This is a genomic window from Pontibacillus sp. HN14 (assembly GCF_021129245.1).
In the GTDB taxonomy this organism is placed as follows: Bacteria; Bacillota; Bacilli; order Bacillales; family BH030062; genus Pontibacillus.
Map to the genome: position 1 here is coordinate 1,005,492 of NZ_JAJOLR010000001.1, position 25,800 is coordinate 1,031,291.

At 39.7% G+C, this 25,800-nt stretch carries 25 protein-coding genes, 1 riboswitch and 1 other annotated feature; of the genes, 9 read left to right on the plus strand and 16 right to left on the minus strand.

The features are described from left to right. Nucleotides 1–26: 26 nt before the first annotated feature. The 14 genes from LQ226_RS05180 to LQ226_RS05245 form a co-directional block, all read right to left on the minus strand. Nucleotides 27–587: a DUF4352 domain-containing protein gene (locus LQ226_RS05180; RefSeq protein WP_231416789.1), complete on the minus strand. Its 561-nt coding sequence runs from the start codon at nucleotides 585–587 to the stop codon at nucleotides 27–29. A 71-nt stretch (nucleotides 588–658) separates the two neighbouring features. After that, the gene (locus tag LQ226_RS05185; RefSeq protein WP_231416790.1) at nucleotides 659–1,213 is read right to left on the minus strand and encodes a hypothetical protein; all 555 of its coding nucleotides are present in this window, start codon (nucleotides 1,211–1,213) and stop codon (nucleotides 659–661) included. A 44-nt stretch (nucleotides 1,214–1,257) separates the two neighbouring features. After that, nucleotides 1,258–1,836 carry a DUF4352 domain-containing protein gene (locus tag LQ226_RS05190; RefSeq protein WP_231416791.1) on the minus strand — a complete coding sequence of 193 codons (579 nt, stop codon included), beginning with the start codon at nucleotides 1,834–1,836 and terminating at the stop codon, nucleotides 1,258–1,260. A 19-nt stretch (nucleotides 1,837–1,855) separates the two neighbouring features. Then, nucleotides 1,856–4,006 (minus strand): DUF5702 domain-containing protein, encoded by a 2,151-nt coding sequence (locus LQ226_RS21115; protein ID WP_231416792.1) that lies wholly within the window; start codon nucleotides 4,004–4,006, stop codon nucleotides 1,856–1,858. Between the two features lie 18 nt (nucleotides 4,007–4,024). After that, entirely contained in the window at nucleotides 4,025–4,681 is a 657-nt protein-coding gene (locus LQ226_RS05200; RefSeq protein ID WP_231416793.1) for a TadE/TadG family type IV pilus assembly protein, read from the minus strand. A gap of 26 nt (nucleotides 4,682–4,707) precedes the next feature. Continuing rightward, nucleotides 4,708–4,896, minus strand: coding sequence for a Flp1 family type IVb pilin (locus tag LQ226_RS05205; protein WP_231416794.1), 189 nt, complete (start codon nucleotides 4,894–4,896; stop codon nucleotides 4,708–4,710). A 38-nt stretch (nucleotides 4,897–4,934) separates the two neighbouring features. After that, the gene (locus LQ226_RS05210; RefSeq protein WP_231416795.1) at nucleotides 4,935–5,798 is read right to left on the minus strand and encodes a type II secretion system F family protein; all 864 of its coding nucleotides are present in this window, start codon (nucleotides 5,796–5,798) and stop codon (nucleotides 4,935–4,937) included. 4 nt (nucleotides 5,799–5,802) lie between these two features. Then, nucleotides 5,803–6,762: a type II secretion system F family protein gene (locus LQ226_RS05215; RefSeq protein WP_231416796.1), complete on the minus strand. Its 960-nt coding sequence runs from the start codon at nucleotides 6,760–6,762 to the stop codon at nucleotides 5,803–5,805. Nucleotides 6,763–6,783: 21 nt separating this feature from the next. Beyond that, a complete protein-coding gene (locus LQ226_RS05220; protein ID WP_284526488.1) occupies nucleotides 6,784–8,007 on the minus strand; it encodes a TadA family conjugal transfer-associated ATPase in 1,224 nt (407 codons plus the stop codon). Then, nucleotides 8,000–9,115 (minus strand): AAA family ATPase, encoded by a 1,116-nt coding sequence (locus LQ226_RS05225; protein WP_231416797.1) that lies wholly within the window; start codon nucleotides 9,113–9,115, stop codon nucleotides 8,000–8,002. Before LQ226_RS05225 ends, LQ226_RS05220 begins: the two co-directional genes overlap by 8 nt. A 317-nt stretch (nucleotides 9,116–9,432) precedes the next feature. After that, the gene (locus LQ226_RS05230; RefSeq protein WP_231416798.1) at nucleotides 9,433–10,527 is read right to left on the minus strand and encodes an AI-2E family transporter; all 1,095 of its coding nucleotides are present in this window, start codon (nucleotides 10,525–10,527) and stop codon (nucleotides 9,433–9,435) included. A 644-nt stretch (nucleotides 10,528–11,171) separates the two neighbouring features. Further along, complete coding sequence (locus LQ226_RS05235) at nucleotides 11,172–12,071, minus strand: DUF4097 family beta strand repeat-containing protein (RefSeq protein ID WP_231416799.1); 900 nt, start codon at nucleotides 12,069–12,071, stop codon at nucleotides 11,172–11,174. Beyond that, nucleotides 12,068–12,625, minus strand: a complete 558-nt coding sequence (locus LQ226_RS05240; protein ID WP_231416800.1) for an HAAS signaling domain-containing protein — start codon at nucleotides 12,623–12,625, stop codon at nucleotides 12,068–12,070. Before LQ226_RS05240 ends, LQ226_RS05235 begins: the two co-directional genes overlap by 4 nt. Then, complete coding sequence (locus LQ226_RS05245) at nucleotides 12,618–12,941, minus strand: PadR family transcriptional regulator (protein WP_231416801.1); 324 nt, start codon at nucleotides 12,939–12,941, stop codon at nucleotides 12,618–12,620. The genes LQ226_RS05240 and LQ226_RS05245 overlap by 8 nt, the downstream gene beginning before the upstream one ends. A 176-nt stretch (nucleotides 12,942–13,117) precedes the next feature. Between LQ226_RS05245 and LQ226_RS05250 the strand changes: the two genes are divergently transcribed. The 7 genes from LQ226_RS05250 to LQ226_RS05280 all read left to right on the plus strand — a co-directional run bounded on the left by LQ226_RS05250 (nucleotide 13,118) and on the right by LQ226_RS05280 (nucleotide 20,871). Beyond that, nucleotides 13,118–13,444 carry a CHY zinc finger protein gene (locus tag LQ226_RS05250; protein WP_231416802.1) on the plus strand — a complete coding sequence of 109 codons (327 nt, stop codon included), beginning with the start codon at nucleotides 13,118–13,120 and terminating at the stop codon, nucleotides 13,442–13,444. Nucleotides 13,445–13,487: 43 nt separating this feature from the next. Then, the gene (locus LQ226_RS05255) at nucleotides 13,488–13,640 is read left to right on the plus strand and encodes a hypothetical protein (protein ID WP_231416803.1); all 153 of its coding nucleotides are present in this window, start codon (nucleotides 13,488–13,490) and stop codon (nucleotides 13,638–13,640) included. Nucleotides 13,641–13,768: 128 nt separating this feature from the next. Next, on the plus strand, nucleotides 13,769–15,988 hold the full coding sequence (locus LQ226_RS05260; RefSeq protein WP_231416804.1) for an FUSC family protein: 2,220 nt from the start codon (nucleotides 13,769–13,771) through the stop codon (nucleotides 15,986–15,988). Between the two features lie 64 nt (nucleotides 15,989–16,052). Continuing rightward, nucleotides 16,053–16,276 (plus strand) — a binding site (T-box leader). 61 nt (nucleotides 16,277–16,337) lie between these two features. After that, a complete protein-coding gene (locus tag LQ226_RS05265) occupies nucleotides 16,338–17,489 on the plus strand; it encodes a pyridoxal-phosphate-dependent aminotransferase family protein (RefSeq protein WP_231416805.1) in 1,152 nt (383 codons plus the stop codon). Beyond that, nucleotides 17,482–19,065, plus strand: a complete 1,584-nt coding sequence (serA, locus tag LQ226_RS05270) for a phosphoglycerate dehydrogenase (protein ID WP_231416806.1) — start codon at nucleotides 17,482–17,484, stop codon at nucleotides 19,063–19,065. The genes LQ226_RS05265 and serA overlap by 8 nt, the downstream gene beginning before the upstream one ends. 212 nt (nucleotides 19,066–19,277) lie before the next feature. Continuing rightward, nucleotides 19,278–20,417, plus strand: a complete 1,140-nt coding sequence (locus tag LQ226_RS05275; RefSeq protein WP_231416807.1) for a conserved virulence factor C family protein — start codon at nucleotides 19,278–19,280, stop codon at nucleotides 20,415–20,417. Between the two features lie 25 nt (nucleotides 20,418–20,442). Beyond that, complete coding sequence (locus tag LQ226_RS05280; protein ID WP_231416808.1) at nucleotides 20,443–20,871, plus strand: BrxA/BrxB family bacilliredoxin; 429 nt, start codon at nucleotides 20,443–20,445, stop codon at nucleotides 20,869–20,871. A 15-nt stretch (nucleotides 20,872–20,886) separates the two neighbouring features. Here LQ226_RS05280 and LQ226_RS05285 read toward each other — a convergent pair whose 3' ends face one another. Together LQ226_RS05285 and LQ226_RS05290 are read right to left on the minus strand one after the other, a co-directional pair. Further along, entirely contained in the window at nucleotides 20,887–21,252 is a 366-nt protein-coding gene (locus tag LQ226_RS05285) for a hypothetical protein (protein WP_231416809.1), read from the minus strand. A gap of 176 nt (nucleotides 21,253–21,428) precedes the next feature. Then, nucleotides 21,429–22,556, minus strand: coding sequence for an HAD family hydrolase (locus tag LQ226_RS05290; protein ID WP_231416810.1), 1,128 nt, complete (start codon nucleotides 22,554–22,556; stop codon nucleotides 21,429–21,431). A gap of 209 nt (nucleotides 22,557–22,765) precedes the next feature. Then, a riboswitch (SAM riboswitch) is annotated at nucleotides 22,766–22,875 on the plus strand. Nucleotides 22,876–22,988: 113 nt separating this feature from the next. Between LQ226_RS05290 and LQ226_RS05295 the strand changes: the two genes are divergently transcribed. Further along, nucleotides 22,989–24,671, plus strand: coding sequence for an O-acetylhomoserine aminocarboxypropyltransferase/cysteine synthase family protein (locus tag LQ226_RS05295; RefSeq protein ID WP_231416811.1), 1,683 nt, complete (start codon nucleotides 22,989–22,991; stop codon nucleotides 24,669–24,671). Nucleotides 24,672–24,713: 42 nt separating this feature from the next. Beyond that, a complete protein-coding gene (locus LQ226_RS05300; protein WP_231416812.1) occupies nucleotides 24,714–25,697 on the plus strand; it encodes a homoserine dehydrogenase in 984 nt (327 codons plus the stop codon). Nucleotides 25,698–25,800: the final 103 nt, after the last annotated feature.

Here is a 25,800-nt window from a genome sequence, read left to right on the forward strand (position 1 = left end):
TGGGTAGGAAACGAGTTCACCTACAATTACTTTTCTTTTTCAACGTTTGTAAATTCCCATCCTACTCTTCTATTCTTCATATCTGATGTAATGTAATCCGATTGTAAGGTATAGGAATCACCTTTAATAACATAATAAATTCTGCCAGTTTCTGTCTCACCAGACTCGATGTTACCGGCCAATAATTGCTCATTTCCAACCTGAATAGTTGAGCTTTTCTTACTAACTTTCGTTAACAGATCAAATGTTGAAAATGCATCTTCTACAGTAATAGTTGAATCTCCAGTATTTTCAATCGTAAAAGTAGGAATAACAAAGCGACCCGTTTCAGCTTTTTCACCATTTACTTGATCGGTGATCTCTACCTCATCTAGGGTCATTTTATAATTTCCAATCGGCGTCTTAAAATGATGGGTTTCCCCCACCGAATAGTAAACGTCTTCACTTGAGGAGACTTTTTCTGAGTTATCTTGTTGTTGGTTCGCTTGACTGCTATTGTCGTTCTCTTTTTTTGACGTATCACTACAACCAGAAGCTAGAATAGCTAGAACCATACTAAAAATTAAGGTTTTGACAACGGTTCGCATGAACTCCCACCTTTCTTTATTTTCCTTCTTTATTCGAAAACTTCCAATCTATGTATTAGTTCCTTAAGGTATTAGCCTCCAGTCCAGAGCCTTTCTGTTGCTCTCTTCTTTAGAATAATCGTCCGATCGACAAATGGCAGAACAATATCCAACTTGTATTCTGCTGTAATACTTACCATACCTTTTATATCAGCAGGAAGTTCTACAGTAGCTTTTATATCATCTGGATTAAAAAATGAACCTGGCACATTCTCTCTAAAACTCTCTTGAACCGAAGATTCAATAGCTCCTTGTGAAAGCTGTTCAATAACATTCAAGCCCGTTTCCCCAACACCAAAATCACTTAAAGACTTTCCTGACCATTTTTCAACATTCTCAAGAGAAATTAAGTCCATAGTAGCTCCTTTAATACGGTCATCTATGATAGAAGCTGGTGTTTCAGTAACATACGTCGCCGGGTAAGCATGAGTTGCTATCGTTTGGGTAGTGGAGGATACTGATTCTTCGAGTCCAATTTCTGCAATAGAAATACGTATAAGGGTGGCTAAAAAAACGACAAACAAGAGAAAAAAGGGTAAGATCATTGCAGCTTCTAACGTAATACTTCCTTTCACATTTCGAAACATTAGACCTCCCCCCTCCTTTGCTTAGATAAGTACATTAATAAGAACTATTCCGCATCCTTTTCTACTTCCTCATTGGAAAATTTCCAACCTAGCGTTTTAGTACCTTCCATATCCGCTGTCACATATCTGGATTTTATTTCATAGGTTTTTCCAGCTTTCATATCATAATAAACTTTCCCGTTCAAAGTTTCGCCAGGTTGAATTTCCTTAGTCCACCAATCCTTTTGATCTCCAATAACTCTTGTCTGGCTGATCATTATTAAAGGTGTTTTTATATCAAAAGTAGAGAATATAGATTCTACTTTTACTGCCTTATCCCCGGTGTTCTCAATACTAAATTCAGGAATAATAAACTCACCATTCATAGATTCTTCACTATCCACTACTTTTTTTTCGACGACATTTTTAAGATTCATTTTGTAGCTACCAAGTGTGGTTTCAAAATTATGGGTTTCTCCAATCTCGATTAATTGATTGCTTTCTTCATTATCAGGTTGTGTGGTTGTTTGATCAGAAGAATCTTTTGCGTCACTTGTAGTTTCATTTTCAGATTGATTATTACATGCAGAAAGAACTGCTATTAATACCAGTAGTACGATTATTTTTATAGTCTTTTTCATCATTTAACCCTCCATTAGTCATTTAATACGAGTAAACAATTTTTGTTTCAATATAATACCTACCGTTTGAAACATCTCCGTTTACAATATTAGCTCTACCCAATAATTTGGTAATCCCAGGCAAGAACCATAAATCAACAGAAGATTCAACATTAGCCTTTATATAGGTAGGTAATTTAGACATATCTGAATTTGTAGACTTATCTACTGATGCCTGTATTCTTGCAATTTTCTTACCTTCTGGATGTAAGAAAAGAAACATCCTCAAATAAAATTTGTAATCAGTAAGCATAGAATAATCAGGTTTATAACCGTTTAGATCCACAAAAGAAACTTCTCCTCCAGAGGTTAAAACTTCCATATTGTCCAGAGTTTTTTCCAACGCCACGCTTAATGCATACCAAAATTTCGCCCATGGATGAGGGATTAATTTTACTGTTTCATTATTTGAAAATTCCCCCGCCAAGTTCAAAGCGAGACGCGTTAAAAATAGTTCCGTCAAAGCATAACCATAATTAATCCCAGGTTGGTGGGATCCATAAATGATGTATTCTACTTCTCTATTGGAATAAAGGTATGCTTCTGGTAAACATTTGTACATTGGTGTTTGGTTACCACAACTAGATAATTCACTTGGATTTTGAACACTTTTAAATCTAGTCATAATGTATTCATTTATATATGCCTCATCCCTCACACCTGTAAGGATTTCACTCAAGTTACCAAATAGATCATCCATTTGATTTACCGCAGCCTTTGAAGTCCCCTCAGCGCTAGTCATTTCATCAACGCTAATTGCATTAGACCCTGTGTAATTCCCTAATAAAGTTTGTAATTCATCATATTCTCCTTTATCCTTATACGTTGCTTTCCCTTGTTCAAAGATATCTTTTGCTAGCTTAAATTTATCCTTAGCTTTCTCTTTTTTACCAGCAGCAATATCATTTTCTGTAAAATACTCTTTTGGAATATAGGTAGTAAAGTCTTGATTAATAGTATTAACTGTCTTTCTCCATTTTCCATAAGGATCTCTAATACTTTTTATAAGAGAAGCAAGGTTTGGTGGTTTGCTCTCTGATTGAAATGCTTCCTTCATAACATCTTCAAGATGGCGGATGCGGTCTAGTGCTGAAGAGGAAGTCTTATCTCCTATATACTGGTGTGCATCTTTGATCTTGCCTTCTAAGGTCGTTAAAGGAGCCTTCTTTATCACATATTGATCCACACTGTTACTTGCCTCTTGCATACCTTGTGTATCCGCACTAGCACATTTCGATCTCATCCGTTCGTACTTGGCGTCATTCTTCTCTTTAAATCCATCAATCTCTTTTTCTATTTTTTCATTCAACTTTATAACTTCTTCTAAATCGTCCTGTGCCTTCTTTAACGATTTAGTCGCTATATTCAGTTGTTTCTCAATTGTATTGACAGTACTTTTTGAGTTTGACTCAAAATCTGGTCGATCTTCCCCTTCAGTATCATCCTCATAGTCATCAAAATTCACAAGGATATCTTGAAGGTCTGATGCAGAAGGATAACTCCTTTTATTTCCGTTTACTTTGTCTTTGATGCGGAAAAGTGCTTCGTTCGCCTTACGTAGTTCTTCTTTTAAGTCATTAATTGCTGTACTTCTCTTTGTGAATTCCGGATCAACTTCACTAGCGATATTCACAAATTCTGATGTTTTCTCCATCGCACATGCTACGGGGTTAAGCTGTTCTGTTATAAGTTTTCCGTATTCCACAGGGGCCGTGTATTTCATATCTTCCAAGATCTGATGCTTAAATACATCGACGTTTCTAAGCGTTCTATCGGGGTCACTTTCCAATGTATATTCTTCTAATTGATTATCTATAAAGTGAAAATAGTCCCCTTCAGCGTTTAAATTACTTTTAAATACTTCTTCAAAAATATCTTCTTCTGAAACACTCTCTTCATGAAAGGCGTACATCCCCATCTTCTGTAATTCAGTATCATAAGCTGAAAATGTAGAGCGCAATGATTTTTTTGCAGCTACCTCTGTTTGGTGCTCCGCAACCATTATTCGAGCAAAGTCGATAAAAACTGCATTGAAAATAAATAACAGCAGGACTACTATGATTAAGTAGATGGAGACAGCTCCGCTTTCATCTCTTATGAACTTTCGTTTTAAATGAAGCAATGTTCTTCTCACTGTCTTCTCACCTCTTTATTACCGACTAGATTGATTTCTAAAGTTACTGAATAACGATCTAAAGTTTGGAGTATTTTTAATTTGGTTAACTGCATAAACTGCAAAATCCACATTCCTCATAAATTCCACCGGCTCATTCACTCGCCGCTTGGCGGTTACATCAAGCTGATCAATACCAAATAAATCCTTCGTGAAAGAGGGAATATTAAGAGGACTAATCAGCCTCACTTTGACAAAGTTACCAGTTAAGCCATTTTCGTAAGTGATTGAAGGACGATCTCCAAAGGGCACGGTTCCGATACGAGCTGGGTCAATTTTTTTAGCCTTTACCCCACCATCCCCTATTTCAAGAGAAATTCCAAATTGTTCTAAGAAGTCATTTCCCGTAAAGCGCCAATATAGCCCATCATCCCCTGGATCATAAGTCGTGTAATCACTCGCTTTAAATTCACCCGTCACCCAATCCTTCTTACTGTTATCCCACGTATAAGCAATTCGCTCAGCTATTGTAGTAGCGCTGTAATGCATCATTGCCTTCTGGTAGATCACTAGACTGAAAAAAATTAGGCAAAGGGTTAGGATAAGAAGCGTCGGGAAGATAATAGATGCTTCTATCGTGAAACTTCCCGACCTGTCTTTCTTAAAGGTTTGGATCTGTTTCATAACTTTCTTCATACCATCCCTCCAAGATAAGCAGGTTATTATTCTTGTTGGAAATCACTGATGTTCTCATCACCGAAGTTGATTAGGTCATTGACCCATCCCATAATGCTATCCCTGAATAAGAGAGCGATCACGACAATAACAGCGATAATCAACATAATCTCAAGCGTCTGTAGCCCTTCTTCATCATCTTTAAATTGCGTTACCCATTTCATTAAAGTTTCCATGTATATACCTCCTAAATGTTTTCAAATAATTTAACTGTCTACAAGATTGTAATCGCCGGATAGCCGACTATAATCATGACAGCGATAAATATAAGAATTAGGGGAAAGACTAATTTAGAAGAAGCTTCCTCCCCTTTTGTTTTTGAGATGTTTTTCCTTTTCTCCCACAGGTCTTGAGAGAGTTCACGCAGCGCTAGAATTAAATCTTGTCCACCTTTTCGGTAGTTTAATAGAATCGTTGTCGTGAATATAGAAACCTCCTGGATCCCGACCTTCTTACTCAAATCATTCATCACCTGATGAAATGGTTCATTACTCGTTAACTTGTTTACGGTGTCTCTTAATTCTTTATAGAGAGGTGAGTTTTTATCTTTGGTGCTTGAGACACAATGAACGAGCGCTCGCTGAACCGTTTCACCGGCATTTACGAGGAGGATAATTTTGTTCACCACTTCCGGGAGTTCGGTTAAAATTTGATCCTTCCGTTCTTTCTCTTCGTTACTAAGCTTTTGAACAAGGACAAAAGGGATCATAATCGTAAAGACCATCCCTGCAATGAAAAGTGTCAAATCTCCATTAGCAAGGAGTGCGACAAGGGTGCTCCCTAATAAGCAAACCAAAACGGTAGATATAAGCTGGGCCAGATACATTTTCGTATACATCAGCGCTTGTCTATGACCGTGTATACTGATCATCCGCTTCTGGATAAAAGAGATTTGCCCATACATCCTCTCCATAATTTGAAAGTAATCGATCAAATATAAAGAAACAGGAGCCATAAAATTTAGCTGAAAGTCTGTTCCAAATTGCTCTACAAACCGGTTGTACCGCTTGCCAGCTTTCAAGGAAAGAACAAAATACATCATTATAATGACGAGCGTCGCTATACCAAATCCAATCATAGACTCACACCTTAATATTCATTATCTTTTGGCTGAGCCAATAAGAGAGAACTAATAATCCTAAGCATACAGTCATGACGATCGGCCCCATATTCTCCCACTCATATAAGGGTTTCATATAGTCACCAGCGCTATATTTCAATAACAGAATCATTCCAATTGGAGCGATACTCAATACCCTCGACTCAAACCGCTTCTGCGCTACCATTACGGATACTTCTTGTTGAATGTCAATCTTCTCTGAAATAATATCTGAGGTTCGCCGAATCACCTCAACCAGGTTTCCACCCGTTCGTTTACAAGTAATAAAGATATCTGAGAAATTCTGAATATCTTCGATGTCTGACCTTCTACTAAAATCCTGAATTGCTCGCTCAATGGTTTCTCCATTCTCGACACGCCTGTTAATCACTTCAAATTCATGGATGATATAGGTGTTAGGATCTGGGTATAACAATTTCAAATCATTTACAACTTCAATAAAACTATTCTCAATCGATCGACCCGCTGCTAAAGAGGACGATAAGCTTGCAATTGCCTCTTTAAACTGAAGACTCAGTTTGTCTTTACGTTTTCTGAGGAGCTTTTTTTTCTGCGCGAAAGGATAAACCAGACCAAAAGCCCCCAAAAAAATAGTCATGATATAGCTGTCGTAGAACAATTTTCCCAATATTCCGAATACTATTGACGCAAGTACACCGAAAAAGATGAATTCTTTAAGACTTAGTTTGTACTTGGAATAGTCAATCAAGTGACTAGATTCAACATCATCTTCTTGTTTAAACTTCTCCAGACTATAAAATAGCGTCTTAAATTTCTTCTCTTTCAGAGCTTCTTCTTCCTGATTCCGCCGTTTTTCTTCCTGGGCATTTTGTCTTTCTTTTCGTTTACGACTCGTAACCTTCCAAATATAGATGCCAACAAGGGCAATTAGTAGAATGACGAGAATACTATCAACCTTCATGACTTCACCTCCTGTGACTCATTACAAGGAAACCCCGGCTAATTTCAACTTAGATTCACTGTGAAGCACATTACCCGTTGGCTGTAAAGAACCTATAACCTCACCATCTGGTCCTTCTGATTCCTCGATAAATTCATATAAAGGGTTTAATACAATTTCTCCGTCTTGAACCCCTATCATTTCACTAATCGCGACAACTTTCCTGGAATGATCCCTCAGACGGGCGAGGTGAATCATAATATCAATCGCTGAACTGATTTGTTTCCGAATCACTTCAACAGGGAGATGAGCTCCGCTTAATACCATCGTCTCGAGCCTGCTTAACATATCTTTCGTTGAGTTGGCATGCCCGGTAGAGATCGAGCCATCATGGCCTGTGTTCATGGCCTGTAGCATATCAAGTGCTTCAGCACCACGAACCTCCCCCACTACAATTCGGTCCGGCCTCATTCGGAGCGATGTTTTAATTAAATCTCTGATTGATATTTCACCACGCCCCTCCGTATTCGCATTTCGAGTTTCTAGACTTACTAAGTTCGGGACGCTTTGAACTTGCAGCTCTGCAGAATCCTCGATTGTAATAATACGTTCTTCTTTTGGAACAAAGTTTGATAACACATTTAAGAAAGTTGTTTTACCAGACCCTGTACCTCCACCAATGAAAATATTGTATTTAGAGGCGACAAGCTTATGGAGAAATTCTGATGCCTCAACGGAAATAGAGTCATACTCAATCAAATCATCAATCGTCAGCGGCTTAGCAGGGAATTTACGTATAGTCATCACAGGTCCTGCCAATGCAATTGGCGGTAAAACGACATTAACACGGGACCCATCTTGTAGCCTGGCATCGACAATCGGAGAAGATTCATTAACCACACGGTCCACCTTCGATACGATCGCTTGAATGATATCTTCAAGTTTTTGCTCGCTTTCAAAGGCCGTCTCGACTTTCTCGGTCTCCCCGCCCCGTTCGATGAAAATTTCTTTATGGTTATTTACCATAATCTCTGTAATCGTCGGATCATTGATATAAGGCTGAAGAACATCATATCCTCTGAAAGCATGATAGATACGGTCTACAAGCCACTTCATATCTTCTGTTTTTATATATTCTTTGTGAGCATATTGGAAAACAGCTTGTTCAATGTACTCTACTAGCTCTTCATTTGAGATGGAGTGCATTAAATCAAGCGTTTCTCGAAGCTCTACTATCAGTTGTTTCACGACCTTCTCATCAACCAAGCCTCACACCATCCTCTACGTCCTGTTCAACAATAAGCTGGAGAATGTGTTGTGGAAATATAGAAGTTGTCGTCACCGGGCGTCCTGACGTTAGGTTCTTCCATCCTTTCATTTCTGGAAGTTTGACATGAACAGGGACATTAAACCGTTCAAACTCGACCGGCAATTCACGACTATAGCCATTCAGAATGAAAAATGTTTTCTCCTCGAGGTTGACCTTCTCTCCATATAGCTGTGAAGAAAAGGTTAGAGAGTGATTTGTTTTGTGGAAATCTTTAACATCAATATTTAATACCCAAAGAAGCAAATCAGAAACCTCTATCGCCTTTTTTGTGTGAGATTGAAGCTGTGAATCAAGATCCATCACGATAAAATCATAGCGGTCTGAATGCACGAGAGAATCGAGAATCGTTTGGACATGATCCCCTGTCAGTTCCTTGACCTCCAAAGGGTTCACCGCAACATCGAAATAATCGACTCCATTATAAGGATCACGTTTAATTAAGTGGTCAAGTTTTGAGCCAAGAAGCTCTGGCTTTTCCTTAGCATAATAATAGAGCTGAATCGTATGCTCATCTTCTGGAGATTGAAAAAAGAGCGAAGTTCCATTAACAAGTTCTAGATTGAAATAAAAAACCTTATAACCTAGTAACGTCAGCTGCCTGCTTAGATTAACTGAAAGTGATGTTTTGCCTGTTCCTCCAAGAGCTGAATGAAAGGAAAGTAACTTCGCTTTCTGATGACCTGCTGATAAGCTTGTCTGGAACTCCTCGAAATAAACAGACAAGATGTAGGAGAATAAGTGATGAGTCGGTTGGTATTTATAAACTCCTCGTTCCCCTACAGGGTTTCTTGTATCTTCCTCTAAAAGGAAAAGGAGATCAGCTTGATGGACGAAAGAATCGCTCCCCCATTTCGCATACACATCTTCAGACACAAGCCCAATATGAATGACCGGGTCTTTCTTCAGAAATTGATTTAACGTCTCCTTCGATGTAAAGGTTCTTAGGTTCACTTTGTCATGTATTTCTGATGTTCGAACATATCTGGAGATATAATTGGCATATTCAAGATTTGTGTCGACCAAAATAAGCTGTATTTTATTCAAGAAGCCTCCTCCATTTCCTATAACAGTCTTTTATACATTTCTGTCAAATATCGCTAAATGGTTCGATAAGAATATAACAAATTACCAAAGATTTTACTTGAAAATGCCCGAAAATCAGGAAAATACTACTATTTTCGACTTTTTTGTCTGGTAAAATCCTAACAGGGAATTTGTGGGTCAAATCGAGCACCTTTCCTGTTATCTCGGTGCCAAGATACTCGAATACGTTAGATTATGAAAAATATTTATTGACCTTATGAGGATGGGCCTAGAGACCTAATCACAAAAAAACCAGCCCCTTTAAGGACTGGTTTCGATTAAGACTTTTTCGTTTTAAAAACATCCCGGAATAACCACTCCGTGTCGACTTCTTCAGACACGGTTTTAAAAATGACTTTAATGACGGAATAAAGCGGTATGGCGATCAGCATTCCAATAAAACCGTATAAGGCTGAAGCTACAACGAGTAATAAAATAATGGTAATCGGGTGAATATTAAGTCGCTTACCGAGGACAAGGGGAGCGACAAGGTTCCCTTCTAATTGCTGAACAACTACAAGAGCAATAATAACATATAAGGCCATTGCCGGATCCTGAGTTAGCGATACGATAAGAGCTGGTAAAACCCCAATAATCGGACCGAAGAAAGGAACAACCGCTGTAAGGGAAACAAAAATAGCAAGAATTAGTGCATAGTCAAGTCCAAGAATCAAATAACTAATATACATCAAAATACCATCTACTAGTGCTACAATAACTTGACCTGTAATATAAGCTGACACCGTCTCACTAATTCTTCTCAGCACTTCTTTCCCCTTAGGATTATGCCGATCAGGTATAAACTGTAGTAGATAAGGTATGAACTTATGATCATCTTTTAAGAAATAGAATAAGACGAAAGGTACGATAACTAAAACTGTAGTGGCTCCTGTTATAGCTGAGATCACCTGCATCACATTATCACCTAGTGATTGAAGGACTTCGGATGCTCCACTACTTACTTTTTGTCGTATGTTTTCTACAGAGACCATACCCATATCATTCTTTTCGATTGTCTTTTGAGCTTCTTCAGCAGATTTCTTTAACTGCTTCGGAAGCTTAGAGCTGATGTTCTTGATCTGTTCTTGAATCGTACCAGCAAGGAAATAAATTGAAGCGTAAAGAGCGGTTGCAATAGATAAAAACACAGTAAGTATAGCAGTTGTTTTATTCATAATTCTGGTTTTCGTTAATTTCGACACAATCGGTCTTAAAATATAAAATAAGAATCCTGCAATGAGTATAGGGTAAAAGAGCGATTTAAGTATCGTCTTAATTGGACCAAAAAAACCTAACAGTTCAAGGATGTAAAGACCAATCAAAACAATTACGGTTCCTGTTGCGTACTTAAAAAATGGATGTTTAAACCACATATAATTCCTCCTTTTTTGGGACGCTAATCCCATTTTGTCGCAAAATTTGTAGAAATTTTTGTTGTTTAATTCTGTTTAAATGACGGTATAAACTACTAAATGACCAGAGTTGTTTATGCACTGTTGAATCGTTTCCCTTGCTTTTGTTTGTTTTTCAATCAAAAAGGAGGAGAATCAATATGAAAATTAAAGCTGCTAGTTGGAACATGTTAACCCCTCAGGATAAGTTATCGATCCTAAAAGCCATAAGCCAACGTCCTATTGTTGCTAAAAGTGCCTAACTTTCAATTGACCTGGATTGTCTCAGCCTAACTTTTGTTTTACCTAAATAGCTTCTTTAGAAACCTATAGATTAAAATCTCACTAAAAATTTTCATAAAAAAACAGGCGATCGGAATCACCTGTTACAATGCTCACGATATAAAGTTTGCTCGAACATAGATAGTGTTCATAATGTAAAATAAATCCTTCATCAGGCTCACCGCTTCTTGAATGATAGAATCTTAGAAAGGATGGTCGAACAAGAAGGTCAGCCCTTTTTTATCCCTATTTCACTTTCATATACATTCGAACCCACTGTAAATGTCCCATGTAGGATCTTCTTATGATCATTAACCATTCTTTCTTCCACATTCATTTTAATGTTATTGAGCGCTGAAATCTCCTGAACTCGTGTGTATTTCAATGCGCTGATCTCCATTTCCTTTTTGTCCAACAACTTCGTGTTCTGCCTTACGATCGTATTCAACCCCATCAAGGTTCACACGTTCATCACCAGAACTGGATTGATACTCTATAGAATAGGAATTCGGTACTTGTTCAAAATCTAAATGTACATCCCCACTTGATGTTTTGAGGATAAGATCACCTTTCAATGTTAAAACGCGATAATCGATCGTTCCAGATGAAGAGTCTCCGATGATATCTACCACATTTACACCTTTACCCATTACATCCCCGCTGCTTGTATCCGTATCTATTCGATCGGCACTCACCTTTGTTAAATAAATGCTCCCGCTTGATGAACGTGTAACAAGTTTCTCAGAAGACGTAATTTCTTTAAGTTCAATATCTCCTGAACTTGTCTTTAGCTGTAACCGTTTCGCTTGCTGTTTAAGAACCACAACATCACCAGAAGAAGAGGATCCATTTATCGTTTCATACAGTTTCTCTGGTACTTTTACGGTAAGCTTTAAATCTCTTTGTAACAGACCAAATTGGAAGCCTAGTAGATCTTTTTGGCGAAGCTTAATAGAAAGCTCATTGCCTTCTTCCTTCGTCGTTAACTCGTAATCTTCCCACACCCCTTTACTTGCATGCCCGCCCCACTGAACGTAAATGGATTGATCTTCACTTGGTTCAATATAAATATCCGCAGATGAAGTATCCACATGAAATGTGTCAATCGTACTTCCATTAAAAGACTTCTCTTCAAACACTTCTATGGTTTCTTTTGTAAAAGCGCCTGTAACTTGAAGCGACGCAACGGTTCCTACAATTCCAATGATAAACAGTAGAATCACCCATCTTAGAAAGGTTCTCACGCTGCTTTCTCCCCCTTTACAATTCTTATATTAAAACGAATATAGGAAAGTGTGGCCTGATAGAGCCATTTTCCAACATAGAAAAGAGCTATTCCCATCAGTAATCCACCACTACCAAGTGTGATCGAAAGGAATAGGTTCACGAAGAAAGGTTCAACACTACCAATGAACATACTTCCAATAAAAAGCAGCGGTGCTACTGACAATCCGATTGCCACCGAGCATAAACCAACATATAGGCTGAAAACTCCTATAGCAGGACCAAGAACGAGTATGATATTTAGAAAACTCACACTCATCGTGGCGAAGATCGCTTGTAAAATATGTTTAACCGATTTCTCATCTTCTGCCTGATCAATTCTATACTCCGCTAATAAATCTCTCCCAAGCTTCTTTGGATCTCCTAATTGATTCGCCAACTCTTCTTCCGAATACCCTTTCATGATTCCTGTTTCAAAATGTTCTTCATAATCATAAAGAAGTTCATTTCGATCTTCATCCGGAAGTCTTTTAAGAGGTGCTTCTAATTTTTCTAGAAACTGTTCTTTATTCACTTTTACTCTCCTCCTCAATTAACTCTGTGACAGCACTTGTGAAAACGTTCCAATCTTGGATGAGGGAATCTTTGTAGTCTGAGCCTTTCGGTGTTAAGGAATAATATTTTCTGGATGGTCCTTCTGAAGAAGCGGCAAAGTAGGTGCTTAAGTACTCTTCTTTGGTGAGGCGTCGCAGTAAAGGATAGAGGGTTCCTTCTGCAATTTGAATTTTTGTAGATATATTTTGAGCAAGTTCATATCCATATTGATCTTTCGATGCAATCATAACAAGCACGCATAATTCTAGTGCTCCTTTCTTAAATTGAACGTTCACCGATCCACCTCCTACTGAGTAACATTCAGTACTGAATTATATTCACTAGTTAGGAAAATGTTTCCTATTCGTCTACACTCATCATACTCCACACTAGTGAACAATGCAAGGTAGTGATGAAAGATTTTCAAAAACCCATCTCTCCAGTACACTAGAACAAAAAGGAGATGTTCGCAATGAACGATTCCCCCACTGTATTCGGACAAGTGATCGATCATGAAACAAGGTGTGTCCATTACCATTCTGATAAAGACGTGATTGCAATTAAGTTCTATTGTTGTGATACCTATTATCCTTGCTATCAATGCCATAATAACGCTTGTAACCATGCAATAAAACGGTGGCCTGCTACCTTATTCACCCATAAAGCTATTCTTTGCGGCCATTGCGGGTCAGAGTTTTCTATACAAACGTATTTAAACGCACCTTTTCTCTGTCGTACTTGTCAACATCCATGGAATGAAGGGTGTGCCTTTCATTACCACCTATACTTTGAAGCATAATCGACCCAGCAGGAGATACACTAATAAGCGTAAAGGAGTGGTCATGATGTCAAACAAGAATAAACAAGGGAAAAAGCAAGGGAGCCAAAAGGGGAAACCTTTTAGTGATGCCCTTACAGCGCAAGATAACGTAATGTCTAAAGAGGAAATGAAAAAAGCTACTCATCCAACTCAGACTACAATTGACGAAGACTAACGAAAAGGTTTTACACAAAAAGACATTGTACAATTCAATGTCTTTTTGTGTTTTATGTGTAACAGCCTAGTCTTAAGCTTGAATGAATTCACAGAATAGATAGAATTCTACTATTTTAGGCATTTGGATTGGATGAAGCGCTAGGAATCGTTTATGATTACATTATGAAAATGAAACAGACAGTTTATAAAACCTTACTACATTGGCTTGCACGAATTACAGCGGCAGATCCAGGTCTGACGAGACTAGTCAATGCAGTAAAGGCCACCCTAAGCGTTATTTCCTCTGTACTCACTACAAACCTCCTACTGGATTGGCTCGATTACAGTTTAATTACTGTCCCTATCTTCTCGGGAATTGTAGGGCTTTTAGGTGTCTTTGCTGTGTTTGACGATACGAGTCAAAAGCAAAAGGTTACAACGCTCCTCCTCGCTCTTTCAAGTAGTGTGACGCTTAGCATTGGAGCTTGGACCTCATCGTATTTCCACCTATCTGATGTTGCGATCTTATGCGTTGTCTTTTTAGCTTTTTACCTATCTCGTTATGGCTCCCGCTATTTCTCATTAAACATGATTGGTTTTATCTCGATCTATTTCTCCACAATTCTGGGAGTGCAATTTGGTGATTTACCAATCTATTTCATCGGGATCGCAATCGGGGTATTTTATGCATACTTCTATAAGTTTGTCTTATTAAAAAACAAACCTGAAACAATCTTAAAAAGAAGCATGACTTCCTTCCACGTCCAAACGAATTTAATCCTCACCAGGGTCATTCACATTGTTCAACATCCTTATGAAGATGAAAAAGAACTTAGGTATTTAAATCGTAACGTATTAAAGTTAAATGAATATGCTCGGAATATCTCAGCTCAACTCGGTGATGTGAATCCGTATGATGTTTGGGAAGGAATCACAGCAAACCAGCTTCGTTTGTACGTATTTGATGTTCAAATGCTTATGGAAACGTTAACTCCTACAATTGAGCAACTAAAAGAGCATAAAGCGCTTGATCATAGTAGTGTACAAGATGCCTTAGTACAACTGATTCAATCTACAAGAGATGTTAAAGTTCTCAGACATCAACATGTTTTAGAACAACTCCGAGAAGCAGAAAAAAATGTACAGAAACTTCGGACTGTAACTCAACATGTAAATCAAAAGGAAAATGATGAGTGGCTTTTCCTGTTGCGACGACTCAACACAATGGCAAACCATGTCATTGAAGGAGCTTTTGAGCTTCATGAAGTACGTCATCAAAACATAGAACAACCACAAGAAGCAGATGAAGAGGCAGCCGAAGATTCAACAGAGAAAGAGAAAGCTAAAGGACTTGAGCCAACCACGAAGAAAGCTCTTCAAGCGTTATTAGCAGGGTCCCTTGCGATTGCTCTTGGGTACGCCTTAACGCCAACCCATCAGTACTGGATATTACTATCAGCGTTTATAGTATTTATGGGTACTGACACAGTTGGAAGAACCTTCATAAAAGCAAATGATCGCACGATCGGAACTATAGCCGGCGCTATCGTAGGCTTTTTAGTATCCTTATTTTTAAGTGGTCATAGCACATGGCAAGTCGCTTTTATCTTTTTATGTATCTTTATGGCGTTTTACTTGTTTAACGTTTCCTATTCATTGGCTATGTTCTGGATTACGATGATTATTGCCATGCTTTATGATTTACTACTTGGGGGCATTACCTATCAGTTATTATTTGCCCGAGTGTTGGATACCTTTTTAGGAGCTTATATTGGATTCTCAGCAGCTGCTCTTGTATTCCCTAAGAAGACACGGGAGAAAGTAACAGATACCACCATCGAATTTCTGGAATTGCTATCTCAATACATCGAAAGCTATTTGATGAGCCTGAAAGGAAAAGGCACAACAGATAACCTTGCTGAAATAGCTTTTGACCTTGATCAGTCTCTTCACCAATTCAAAGTTGATTCCGAATCCATCCGTAAACGCCCGGCACGCTTCTCAAGATCTGATGTAGAACGGTGGCTGACCATCTTGGTAGCTACGAATTACTATGCGAAACATCTGAATGCAACGAGGGAAAATGAACCTGAAATGGATGCTGAATTAAAAGAAACCATTGATCATATCCAGGCTCATGTTACCCATAATATTGCTGCGATTAATGAGATGCTAAAATCAAAACGACATCAAATCATTTATGATTTAGAACAAGACAGAGAGCGCATTGAGCGATATCCGGACCAGAACAACGATTTATCTAAACGAATATTTGTGTATAAACTCTACTACATCTGGCGCATTAACCAATCCCTTGTGTTACTAGCACAGGACATGGGCGCTCCTATATCAAAACCTCCTGAATAAAGTAAAATCGTAAAACTTTTCTGTTTACATGAATGATTTAACGTGCTAAACTTCTAAAAAATAAGGAAAAGTAATGATGAAGACCAACATACATTCATGACCCTCAGAGAGTCGGTGGCAGGTGGAAATCGACGGCATGATTTATGGGTAGCCCTTCTAAACTAGTGTCCGAATTTACAGTAGGCACACTCGGCGTCGACCGTTATCAGACTGGTAATCTTACCAATGAGAGAACGACGAGTGTCGTTTAATAAAGGGTGGTACCGCGTTTATACAAACGCCCCTTGCTAGCATTTTGTTAGCAAGGGGCGTTTTTTATTTCTTTTATTCATACAGGAGGGATTTTCAAATGCTACAAGATCAAACGTTTTTACGAGCTCCAGGACCAACACCCGTACCAGATCGCGTTAAGCACGCTATGAACGAACCAATGATTGGACATCGCTCCCCCTCATTTGCTCAACTTTTTGCTGACACAAGTGAACGTCTAAAACCAATCTTTGGAACCACGCAACCTGTCTACACCCTTACAGCTAGCGGGACAGCAGCCCTTGAAGCCGCTGTGACCAATACTGTTCCTAAAGGAGAAAAAGTAATTGTAGTCGTAGCCGGGGCGTTTGGTGACCGCTTCGCAAATATTTGTGAGCATAATGGCTATCCTACCCATCGATTAGAGGTTGAATGGGGGCGCTCTGTTTCACCTGAAGACCTCAAGAACACCTTACAGGAACATCCTGATGCTAAAGCTGTTCTATTAACGTACAATGAAACATCAACTGGTGTGATGCACCCTATTGGAGAACTGTCTGAAAAGGTTCATCAATACAGTGAAGCGCTCGTTTTAGTCGATGGTGTGAGCTGCATTGGTGGTGTCCCAGGAAACATGGATCACTGGAACCTGGACGTCCTTGTAACAGGATCTCAAAAAGCAATGATGCTGCCACCAGGATTATCTTTCGTTTCCTTAAGTAAACGGGCTGAAGCGAAACTGACAGATGGAAATCCATCCTTCTACTTAAATCTAAAAGCTTATCAAAAACAACTTGAAAATAGTATGACTCCTTACACTCCTGCCGTTTCACTTATCCAAGGAGTAAAGGAAGTTAGTGAGATGATGAAAGAAGAAACGCTTGACCACGTCTTCGAACGCCATCACCTTATGAAAGATATGACCCGTGCAGGTATAAAAGCACTTGGATTACCACTCTTGACTAGCGAGGAAGATGCTTCCCCTACTGTAACATCCGTTAAAGAAACGGCTGAGTTTAAACCAGATGAACTAAGAAGCTTGCTCTCCAAACAGTTTGGGTTGACGCTTGCAGGAGGTCAAAAAGAACTAAAAGGAAAAATATTCAGAATTGGCCATATGGGCTACTGTTCTCCCGTAGATATTTTAACCACTCTATCCATGATTGAAATGGGATTAAAACAACTAGGTGTCGAAATAGAATTAGGTAAAGGTGTTAAAGCTGCCCAGGAGGTGTATGTACAAAATGTTTAAAGTATTAGTAAGTGATCCAATAAGTGAAGATGGAATTAAAGCATTGCTTGATTCAGATCAAGTCCAAGTCGATCAGAAAACCGACCTCTCACCTGAGGCATTGAAGGAAACGATTCCAGAATATGATGGCTTGATTGTACGTTCCCAAACAAAAGTCACAAAAGAAATTCTAGAAAGGGCTACGAAACTAAAAGTGATTGGCCGAGCAGGCGTTGGCGTGGACACAATCGACTTAGAAGCAGCGACAGAGCATGGTGTAATCGTCGTAAACGCCCCTAACGGAAATACGATTTCAACTTGTGAGCACACATTTGCCATGCTAATGGCTTCAGCCAGAAATATTCCCCAAGCTCACAAGACATTAACGGAAGGAACCTGGGACCGGAAGACTTATAAGGGTGTAGAACTAAAAGGAAAAACACTCGGAATCGTCGGAATGGGACGGATCGGTACAGAAGTAGCTAAAAGAGCCAAAGCCTTTCAAATGAGTGTGATTGGCTATGATCCTTTCCTAACAGAGGAACGTGCTTCTCAAATCGGAATTACCAAAGGCGATCTTGATACCGTTTATGAGAATGCTGATTTCATTACCGTGCATACTCCTCTCATAAAAGAAACGCATCATTTAATTAATAAAAGCGCATTCCAAAAAATGAAAAAAGGCGTGCGCATCGTAAACTGTGCCCGTGGTGGCATTATTGATGAAGAAGCACTCCTTGAAGCAATTGACGAAGGAATTGTTGCTAGAGCCGCTTTAGATGTGTTTGAGGAAGAACCACCTACAAATAACCCCCTTGTTGGGAAACCTGAGGTTATTGTAACGCCTCACTTAGGAGCATCAACATCTGAAGCACAACTTTATGTTGCAGAAGATGTGAGTCAAGAGATTCTAAATGTTCTAGCTGATCAACCTTTCCATAATGCGGTTAATATGCCGGCTGTGAATGATGAAACAAGACGAACATTAGAACCTTATTACCTATTAAGCGAGAAACTCGGAGAAATGATGATCCAGCTTGCTAAAAAAGCTCCGAAACATATTAAAATTAGCTATGCAGGTACTTTAACCGATTTCAACACAGAGCTTGTAACCCGTACATTTGTAAAAGGATTGCTCAGCCATTACCTCGGCGAAAAAGTGAATATTGTCAATGCGACTCACCTCGCCAAACAGTACGGTCTAAGCTACTCTGTGGAGAATACAACAGCTAGTATGGGGTACTCTGGCCTCATAAGCGTTTCCTTAACAACAGACGAAGGAGAATACAGTGCAGCTGGTACTCTATTTGATGGGCTTGGACCGCGTATCGTTCATGTTAATCAGTACACAATTGATATTGCACCAACTGACCGTCTTCTCTACATCCAGCATACTGACGTTCCTGGGATTATCGGCCATGTTGGTAGTCTGCTAGGGAAACACGAAATCAACATCGCAACCATGCAAGTAGGTCGCAAACAAGCTGGTGGTCAAGCGATTATGATGTTAACCATCGATCGAGCCCTTTCTGAAGATGTGTTAGGCGAATTACTACAAGTGGACCACATCCACTCAGCTAAAAACATAGATTTATAGGTTTGGTGTGAAGAAGCTGTTCTAGAAGAGTACATGGATATTCTTCTAGAACAGCTCTTTTTTTATGTAGTACTGCTTTTCCCGACGCTCTTTGCCCAAATTCCTCCCCCATTGAACATTCGACGTTTTCAAAGAATCAATCGCAACAATGGAAGTCATCGCTCGTGTTTGTTAAAATCAACAAAGAGTATACGTGTAAGGGGGACAACAAAATGAATATTGTGTCAATTGAACCGACACCAAGCCCCAATTCAATGAAGATTAATTTGAATGAGCAACTAGCCGACGGAGAATCACGTAATTATAAAAGAAACGACGATCGATCTGAAGCTCCCGATTACATTCAGCAACTTTTCGAAATTGAAGGGGTTAAAAGTTTATATCACGTTTCGGACTTTATTGCATTAGACCGAAATCCGAAACATCCTTGGGAAAACATATTACCTGAAGTACGTTCGGTATTTGGTTCATCAGAACAACCAACGATGGAACAAACTGAAGAAACAGCCCAAAATACCGAAGCATTTGGAGAAGTGAACGTTTATGTACAAATGTTCCGCGGAATTCCAATGCAGGTTAAACTACAAGAAGGTGAAAATGAGCAACGGGTTGGCCTGCCTGAACGCTTTATGAACGCAGCCATGAAAGCTTCACCCTCTTCTCCTAACATGGTTATGGAACGTAAATGGGTTGAACAGAACCCACGTTACGGAGACCCAGAAGAAGTGGGGCAAGAAGTGGCAGAAGAACTTTCGGCAAGTTATGATGAAGACAGACTAGCCTCATTAGTAGAACAAGCTTTTGATGAAGGTGCAGGTGATCTTCAAACAGGTCATGAAGAAGCAAAACAAGTAACGCTTGAAACATTAGATCATCCTGATTGGAAAGTACGCTACGCAGCCCTTGACCGTATGCACCCAACCTATAACGACCTTCCTGTTTTGGATAAAGCATTAGAGGATGAGAAGGCATCGATTCGACGCCTTGCCACAGCTTATCTTGGAATGATTGAAGAACCTGAAGTCCTTCCCTATTTATACAAAGCGTTAAACGATAAATCAACCACAGTCCGCCGTACAGCTGGTGACTGTTTATCAGATTTGGGGTTCAAGGAAGCTATGCCAGAGATGATTCAGTCTTTATCTGACAAGAATAAGCTAGTCCGTTGGCGAGCAGCCATGTTTTTATATGAACTTGGTGATGAATCAGCCATTCCTGCTTTACAAGTAGCCATTCAGGATTCAGAATTTGAAGTACGCATGCAAGCCAAAATGGCTCTTCGTCGTATTGAAGGCGGAGAAGAAGCCAAAGGTTCTGTGTGGCATCAAATGACTCAGGCAAGAAAGAAGTAAGAATACCTTAAGGAGGAATTTAAACATGAACGCATATGAAGAATACATGAAACAAGTAGCACAGCCGATGAGAGACGAACTTACGGGTGCTGGTTTTACCGAATTGACTACCCCTGAAGAGGTTGATTCCTTCGTAAGTGAAATGGAAGGAACAGCTCTTGTCGTTGTAAATTCAGTTTGTGGATGTGCAGCCGGTCTGGCCCGACCTTCTGCAAAAGAATCTCTACAAAACACGAAACGCCCTGACCATATTGTAACGGTTTTCGCTGGTCAAGACCGTGAAGCCACAAATCGTATGAGAGAGTACTTTGAAGGGTACGAGCCCACTTCCCCTTCAATGGCCGTTATGAAAAAGGGACAAGTCGTTCACTTTATTCCACGTGAAGAGATTGAAGATCACGAGGTGGAAGAGATTGTGGCAAACTTAACGAAAGCCTACGACGAATATTGTTAAAAAAGAAGGTGCATCCTATTGAGATGCACCTTCTTTCTTTTGCCTTCTATTCTCTACTAATCTTAACCCCTTAGGTAACGTCAGTCGTTCTCTCTCCTCTCTCATCCATAGGATGATGAAAGCTACGAGACTTAGACTACTTAATATACATATGGTGCGTATCGCATAATATAAACTAACTGCAGGCTTGTCTAATTCTATGAGTTGTGAAGTGAAAAGACTCATCAACCCCGATAGCCCTCCAAGTATTAGGGCCACACATAATAGAGTGACAGAAGGCCACCACCAGCGTTCACGGACAAACAATTCCCTCATTCCAAATGCTCCACTCACCATGACAATAATAAAGCTTGCCAATGCCCAAAAGAAAAGTTCTACCATCAAATCCCCTCCTCTACTATCCTATGGTCAACATCCACTCCCTATAACTAAAATCGGCCATGCCCCTAGTTGATCTATAAACTAAAAAAGACACCCTTTACTAAGTTAAATAAGTAAAGGGTGTCTGGCACGCGTTCATTCTCTACCGGGCTAAAGAGTTGATCTCTAGACCAATCTTAAAGGACTTTGTGAAGGTCTTTAATGTTATCTATAATGGTGTGTTGATCATTTTGCTCAAACTCTTTTCTTGCTTTTTGACCTGATAATCCTGTCAGAACAGCGACGAAATGACAACCAAGACTTTGGGCTGCAAGACCGTCTGCGAGGGAATCTCCTACAATAATCACTGAATCTTTCTCTTCTTCAGTAAATGAATAGTCAAGCGCCTCTTCTATACTCGACCGTCCTAACCAGGCAAACATATAGGTGAATGGATTCGGCTTCGCGAGTGGAGCTTTGTCACCGTATTTCTTTTCCGCTTCCAGGACGTCAGAAGCAGTAGCCATGCGATTCCGGTCAAAGTAAGAGAGAATGCCTAAGTTTTCAAGTGGTTCTACCGTTTCTAGTGCTGGACGACCTGTACCAATTCCGAGCGTATACCCATCATCTTTTAATTTCGTAAACAGGTTATCCAATTCCTCCATAGTCGCAAGAGGCGTTTCAATATGGACAAATCCACCTTTCCCTTGTTGATACGGTGGCCTTCCGATTGATTTCTCTGTTAGGTCCTCACCCACATACCATTCCTGGAAGGTTTCTCTTCCTAACTCCCAAAGAGCACTGTTTCTTGTGAAAGCCATCGTCTCAATACCTGTCATTTCATATGCGATTTGGTTTAAATGGGTAAGCAACTCACCTCGCATCGCTTCAACATCTTTCATAACTGGGACAAATGTTTTATAATCTGGTTCTATACCAGCCTTATACAACTCTCCCCCAATTTCTTGAAGTGCTTGCCGGTCAAGCGTCATATCTTGGAACACTTTCTCAACGTACTTCGGTTTCACTTCATTTAGCTGAGCTAACAAACGAATCAGTTGAAAGGAAAATGTTAAATAGACCATGTCCCAGTTTGCATTGATTCCTTTTGATTTAATTAAGTACAATACCTCATCTTCCTGGAAAACTTCTGCGCGCAAATCGCCTACTTCACTTTCGGTTACGTCTGTATGAAAACGGTCTGATTGAAGACCCAAATAATTCTCACTATGTATAAGTTCCCACACGGTTAATGCCGAAGCATCAAAATATCGATGTTCACTTAACAAAACCCCATCTACATCAAATAAAATCGTTTTTCCCAATTGGCTCACCTACTCTATTTAGAATTATGTCCTATTGTAGCAAGGGAAAGCATAAAAGAACAGACTAAGCTATTGTTCCCTTTAGGGCAGACTCATGTTCAGGAAAGGATAAAAACAGAAGAAATCAAATGTTCCGAATTTTTATTGACCTTTATTTAGATTTGTTCTATAATCCATATCAAGCTCATAGCTTAAAAAACAAAGCGAATATCTTATCTAGAGTGGCGGAGGGACTAGGCCCTGCGAAGCCCGGCAACCTTCAAGCATATTGCTTGAGTGGTGCTACATCCTACAGGTCTGTGGATCTGGAAGATAAGATGAGGAATGTACATACACCCTCTTCTTATGAAGAGGGTTTTTATATGCCCTCTTCTTCCCCTCACCTGTATGGCAATTTTTCCTAGACTTTTACTTAAACAAGGAGGAATTGTTATGACTCAAAAATCTCATCTATTTGAAAACGAAACAGTAAGTTTACACGGTGGCCAGCATCCTGATAAAGCGACAGGTTCACGTGCGGTTCCCATTTACCAAACCACCTCTTATGTCTTTAACGACACAGAACATGCCAAAAATCTATTTTCCCTTGCAGAACCCGGAAACATCTACACTCGTCTTGGCAATCCAACAGTAGATGTATTTGAACAAAGGGTTGCACTTCTAGAGGACGGCGTAGCAGCCGTTGCTACTTCATCTGGTATGTCTGCGATCACCCTTGCTATCTTAAACATCGCAAGCGCTGGTGATGAAATCGTTGCCTCCACGAACCTATACGGTGGTACTTACAATTTATTTGCCGTCACTCTCCCGAAATACGGAATCAATGTCACCTTTGTTGACAGTACAGACCCAGAGCAATTTCGAGATGCGATTACTTCAAAAACAAAAGCCATCTTTGCAGAAGTGATTGGAAACCCAAGTTTACATGTACTAGATATCGAATCAGTGGCCGACATCGCTCACGACTATCACATCCCCCTTATCGTGGATAGTACCTTTGCAACACCGATCCTTTGTAAGCCTTTATCTTTTGGAGCAGACATTGTCGTTCACTCTGCGACGAAATGGATTGGAGGTCATGGAACATCCATTGGAGGAGTAGTTGTAGATGGAGGACGTTTCGACTGGAATCATGAATTGTTCCCCGGCTTTACTGAACCGGATGAAAGTTATCATGGACTTAGATATGGGTCAGATGTTGGTCCAGCAGGCTTCGCGGTAAAATTAAGGGTTCAATTATTACGAGATATCGGAGCATGCTTAAGTCCACACAATGCCTTTCATCTATTACAAGGACTAGAAACCTTACATTTACGGATAGAGCGTCATGTTCAAAATGCAAAAGAAATTGCTCTTTACCTTGAGAATCATCCTGGTGTGAGTTGGGTTTCTTACCCTGGCCTTCCATCACACCCATCCCATTCACTTGCTCAGAAGTACTTAAATCAGGGCGCAGGCTCGATGGTTGTATTCGGGATAAAAGGAGGACTTGAAGAAGGAAAACGCGCTATTGATCACATCAAGTTGTGGTCCCATGTAGCCAATGTAGGAGATGCAAAATCACTTATCATTCATCCTGCTTCAACTACACATCAGCAATTGAATAACGAGAATTTAGTGAAAACCGGTGTTACAGAAGATTTAATACGCCTATCAGTTGGAATTGAATCAACGAAGGATCTAATTGAAGATTTAGAACAAGCGATTTATAAAGCAACAGGAGTCTCAAGCCAGGACCCTCAAGCATCCGGGGCCTCTTCCTACTTACAATCAAGTTTATACCGTGATGAAACAGCCGTCCGACCTAAAAAAATCGTCTTTTTAGGGAATCCGAATTCAAAAGATGAATCTTCGAAGCTATCACGTCTTGGGTTTAAACTAACTGATGGGCCAGGTACTGAAGCTGATATTGTCTATGTAACCGAGAAACAAGAAGGTCAGGTTCAAATTAGTCCCATTACAAAGCTTGTAGCTTATCGCAAAGGGACATTAACGGAAGAGCAGCTCACTTACCTAAGAGAACAAAACCTTACGTTACTAAGCACTGAAAATTTATACAGAGATGCCATCGGTGTTCGTATACCTAATTATATAGAAGAGCCTGTTAAAGCCTAAGATCCTCCCAGATCAAACAAAGCATAGTAAAGGAGGTACATCATGACAATTCGAGTTGGATTGCTCGGCTACGGAACAGTTGGAAAGGGATTTGCCGAAACCATTCAATCGCATCAGGAAAGGCTGCAGAATCTTTTAGAAGGAGAACCTGTTGAAATTGCTAGTATTCTTGTTAAAAATCCAACTAAAAAACGGGAGTTTCCTCACTCTAGTTTAGTTACAACAGATTTCAACGAGCTTTTTCTTCAAGATATTGATGTTGTGATCGATGCGATCGTTGGAGAAGAGCCCGCGTTTAGTTACTGTAAGAAAGCAATAGAGAGTGGTAAACATGTAATAACGGCAAATAAACAAATGTTTGCTAAACATGGAAAGACTTTAAAGAAGTTAGCAGAAAAATGCGATGTTTCCTTAGGATATGAATCTACCACAGTTGCAGGGACGCCAATTATTCGTACACTCTCCCAACTGCTCCAGGTCAATCGTGTAGAACGGTTTGAAGGGATTCTAAATGGGACGTCAAATTTCATCTTAACGAGGATGAAAGAAAACAAGGTATCCTTTGACCAGGCTCTGCAAGAAGCAAAGGACAAAGGGTACGCAGAGGCCGATCCATCAAACGACATAAATGGGCGCGATGCTTTTTATAAACTTATGATTGTCAGTGAGCTCATTTATGGCAAACAGCCAAACTGGAATGAGGTATTTGTAGAAGGGATCGATGTTATCCGCTCTGATCATATAGAAGAAGCCTCATTCATGGGTAAGAAAATAAAGCATATTGCGACCATTGAATGGAAAGACGGTGATGTTCGTGCTTCCATTCAGCCTATCGCCCTTACCCATCATCATCCCCTTTATGCCATTGACCATGAGCAAAATGGCGTGGTCATTCATACCGACTTGGCTGGACCGCTCACATTGGCAGGCCCTGGTGCTGGAGCCTCCACAACTGCAAGCGGAATGCTCGAGGACCTTGTGCATATCTTCCAGAAAACGAACCGAAAAACGCATCAGCTTCTATAAATCTATATATCTAAGAAAGATACTCAAAAAAGGCTTAGAGCAGGAATGCTTTAAGCCTTTATTTATGCCTATTAAAATGACTGAACAACCTATATAGATTTAC

Coding starts and splice junctions, on each gene's coding strand:
- LQ226_RS05180 (WP_231416789.1), bottom strand. CDS start 587: ATGCGAACCGTTGTCAAAACCTTAATTTTTAGTATGGTTCTAGCTATT.
- LQ226_RS05185 (WP_231416790.1), bottom strand. CDS start 1,213: ATGTTTCGAAATGTGAAAGGAAGTATTACGTTAGAAGCTGCAATGATC.
- LQ226_RS05190 (WP_231416791.1), bottom strand. CDS start 1,836: ATGATGAAAAAGACTATAAAAATAATCGTACTACTGGTATTAATAGCA.
- LQ226_RS05200 (WP_231416793.1), bottom strand. CDS start 4,681: ATGAAGAAAGTTATGAAACAGATCCAAACCTTTAAGAAAGACAGGTCG.
- LQ226_RS05205 (WP_231416794.1), bottom strand. CDS start 4,896: ATGGAAACTTTAATGAAATGGGTAACGCAATTTAAAGATGATGAAGAA.
- LQ226_RS05210 (WP_231416795.1), bottom strand. CDS start 5,798: ATGATTGGATTTGGTATAGCGACGCTCGTCATTATAATGATGTATTTT.
- LQ226_RS05215 (WP_231416796.1), bottom strand. CDS start 6,762: ATGAAGGTTGATAGTATTCTCGTCATTCTACTAATTGCCCTTGTTGGC.
- LQ226_RS05230 (WP_231416798.1), bottom strand. CDS start 10,527: ATGTGGTTTAAACATCCATTTTTTAAGTACGCAACAGGAACCGTAATT.
- LQ226_RS05250 (WP_231416802.1), top strand. CDS start 13,118: ATGAACGATTCCCCCACTGTATTCGGACAAGTGATCGATCATGAAACA.
- LQ226_RS05255 (WP_231416803.1), top strand. CDS start 13,488: ATGATGTCAAACAAGAATAAACAAGGGAAAAAGCAAGGGAGCCAAAAG.
- LQ226_RS05265 (WP_231416805.1), top strand. CDS start 16,338: ATGCTACAAGATCAAACGTTTTTACGAGCTCCAGGACCAACACCCGTA.
- serA (WP_231416806.1), top strand. CDS start 17,482: ATGTTTAAAGTATTAGTAAGTGATCCAATAAGTGAAGATGGAATTAAA.
- LQ226_RS05275 (WP_231416807.1), top strand. CDS start 19,278: ATGAATATTGTGTCAATTGAACCGACACCAAGCCCCAATTCAATGAAG.
- LQ226_RS05280 (WP_231416808.1), top strand. CDS start 20,443: ATGAACGCATATGAAGAATACATGAAACAAGTAGCACAGCCGATGAGA.
- LQ226_RS05285 (WP_231416809.1), bottom strand. CDS start 21,252: ATGGTAGAACTTTTCTTTTGGGCATTGGCAAGCTTTATTATTGTCATG.
- LQ226_RS05295 (WP_231416811.1), top strand. CDS start 22,989: ATGACTCAAAAATCTCATCTATTTGAAAACGAAACAGTAAGTTTACAC.
- LQ226_RS05300 (WP_231416812.1), top strand. CDS start 24,714: ATGACAATTCGAGTTGGATTGCTCGGCTACGGAACAGTTGGAAAGGGA.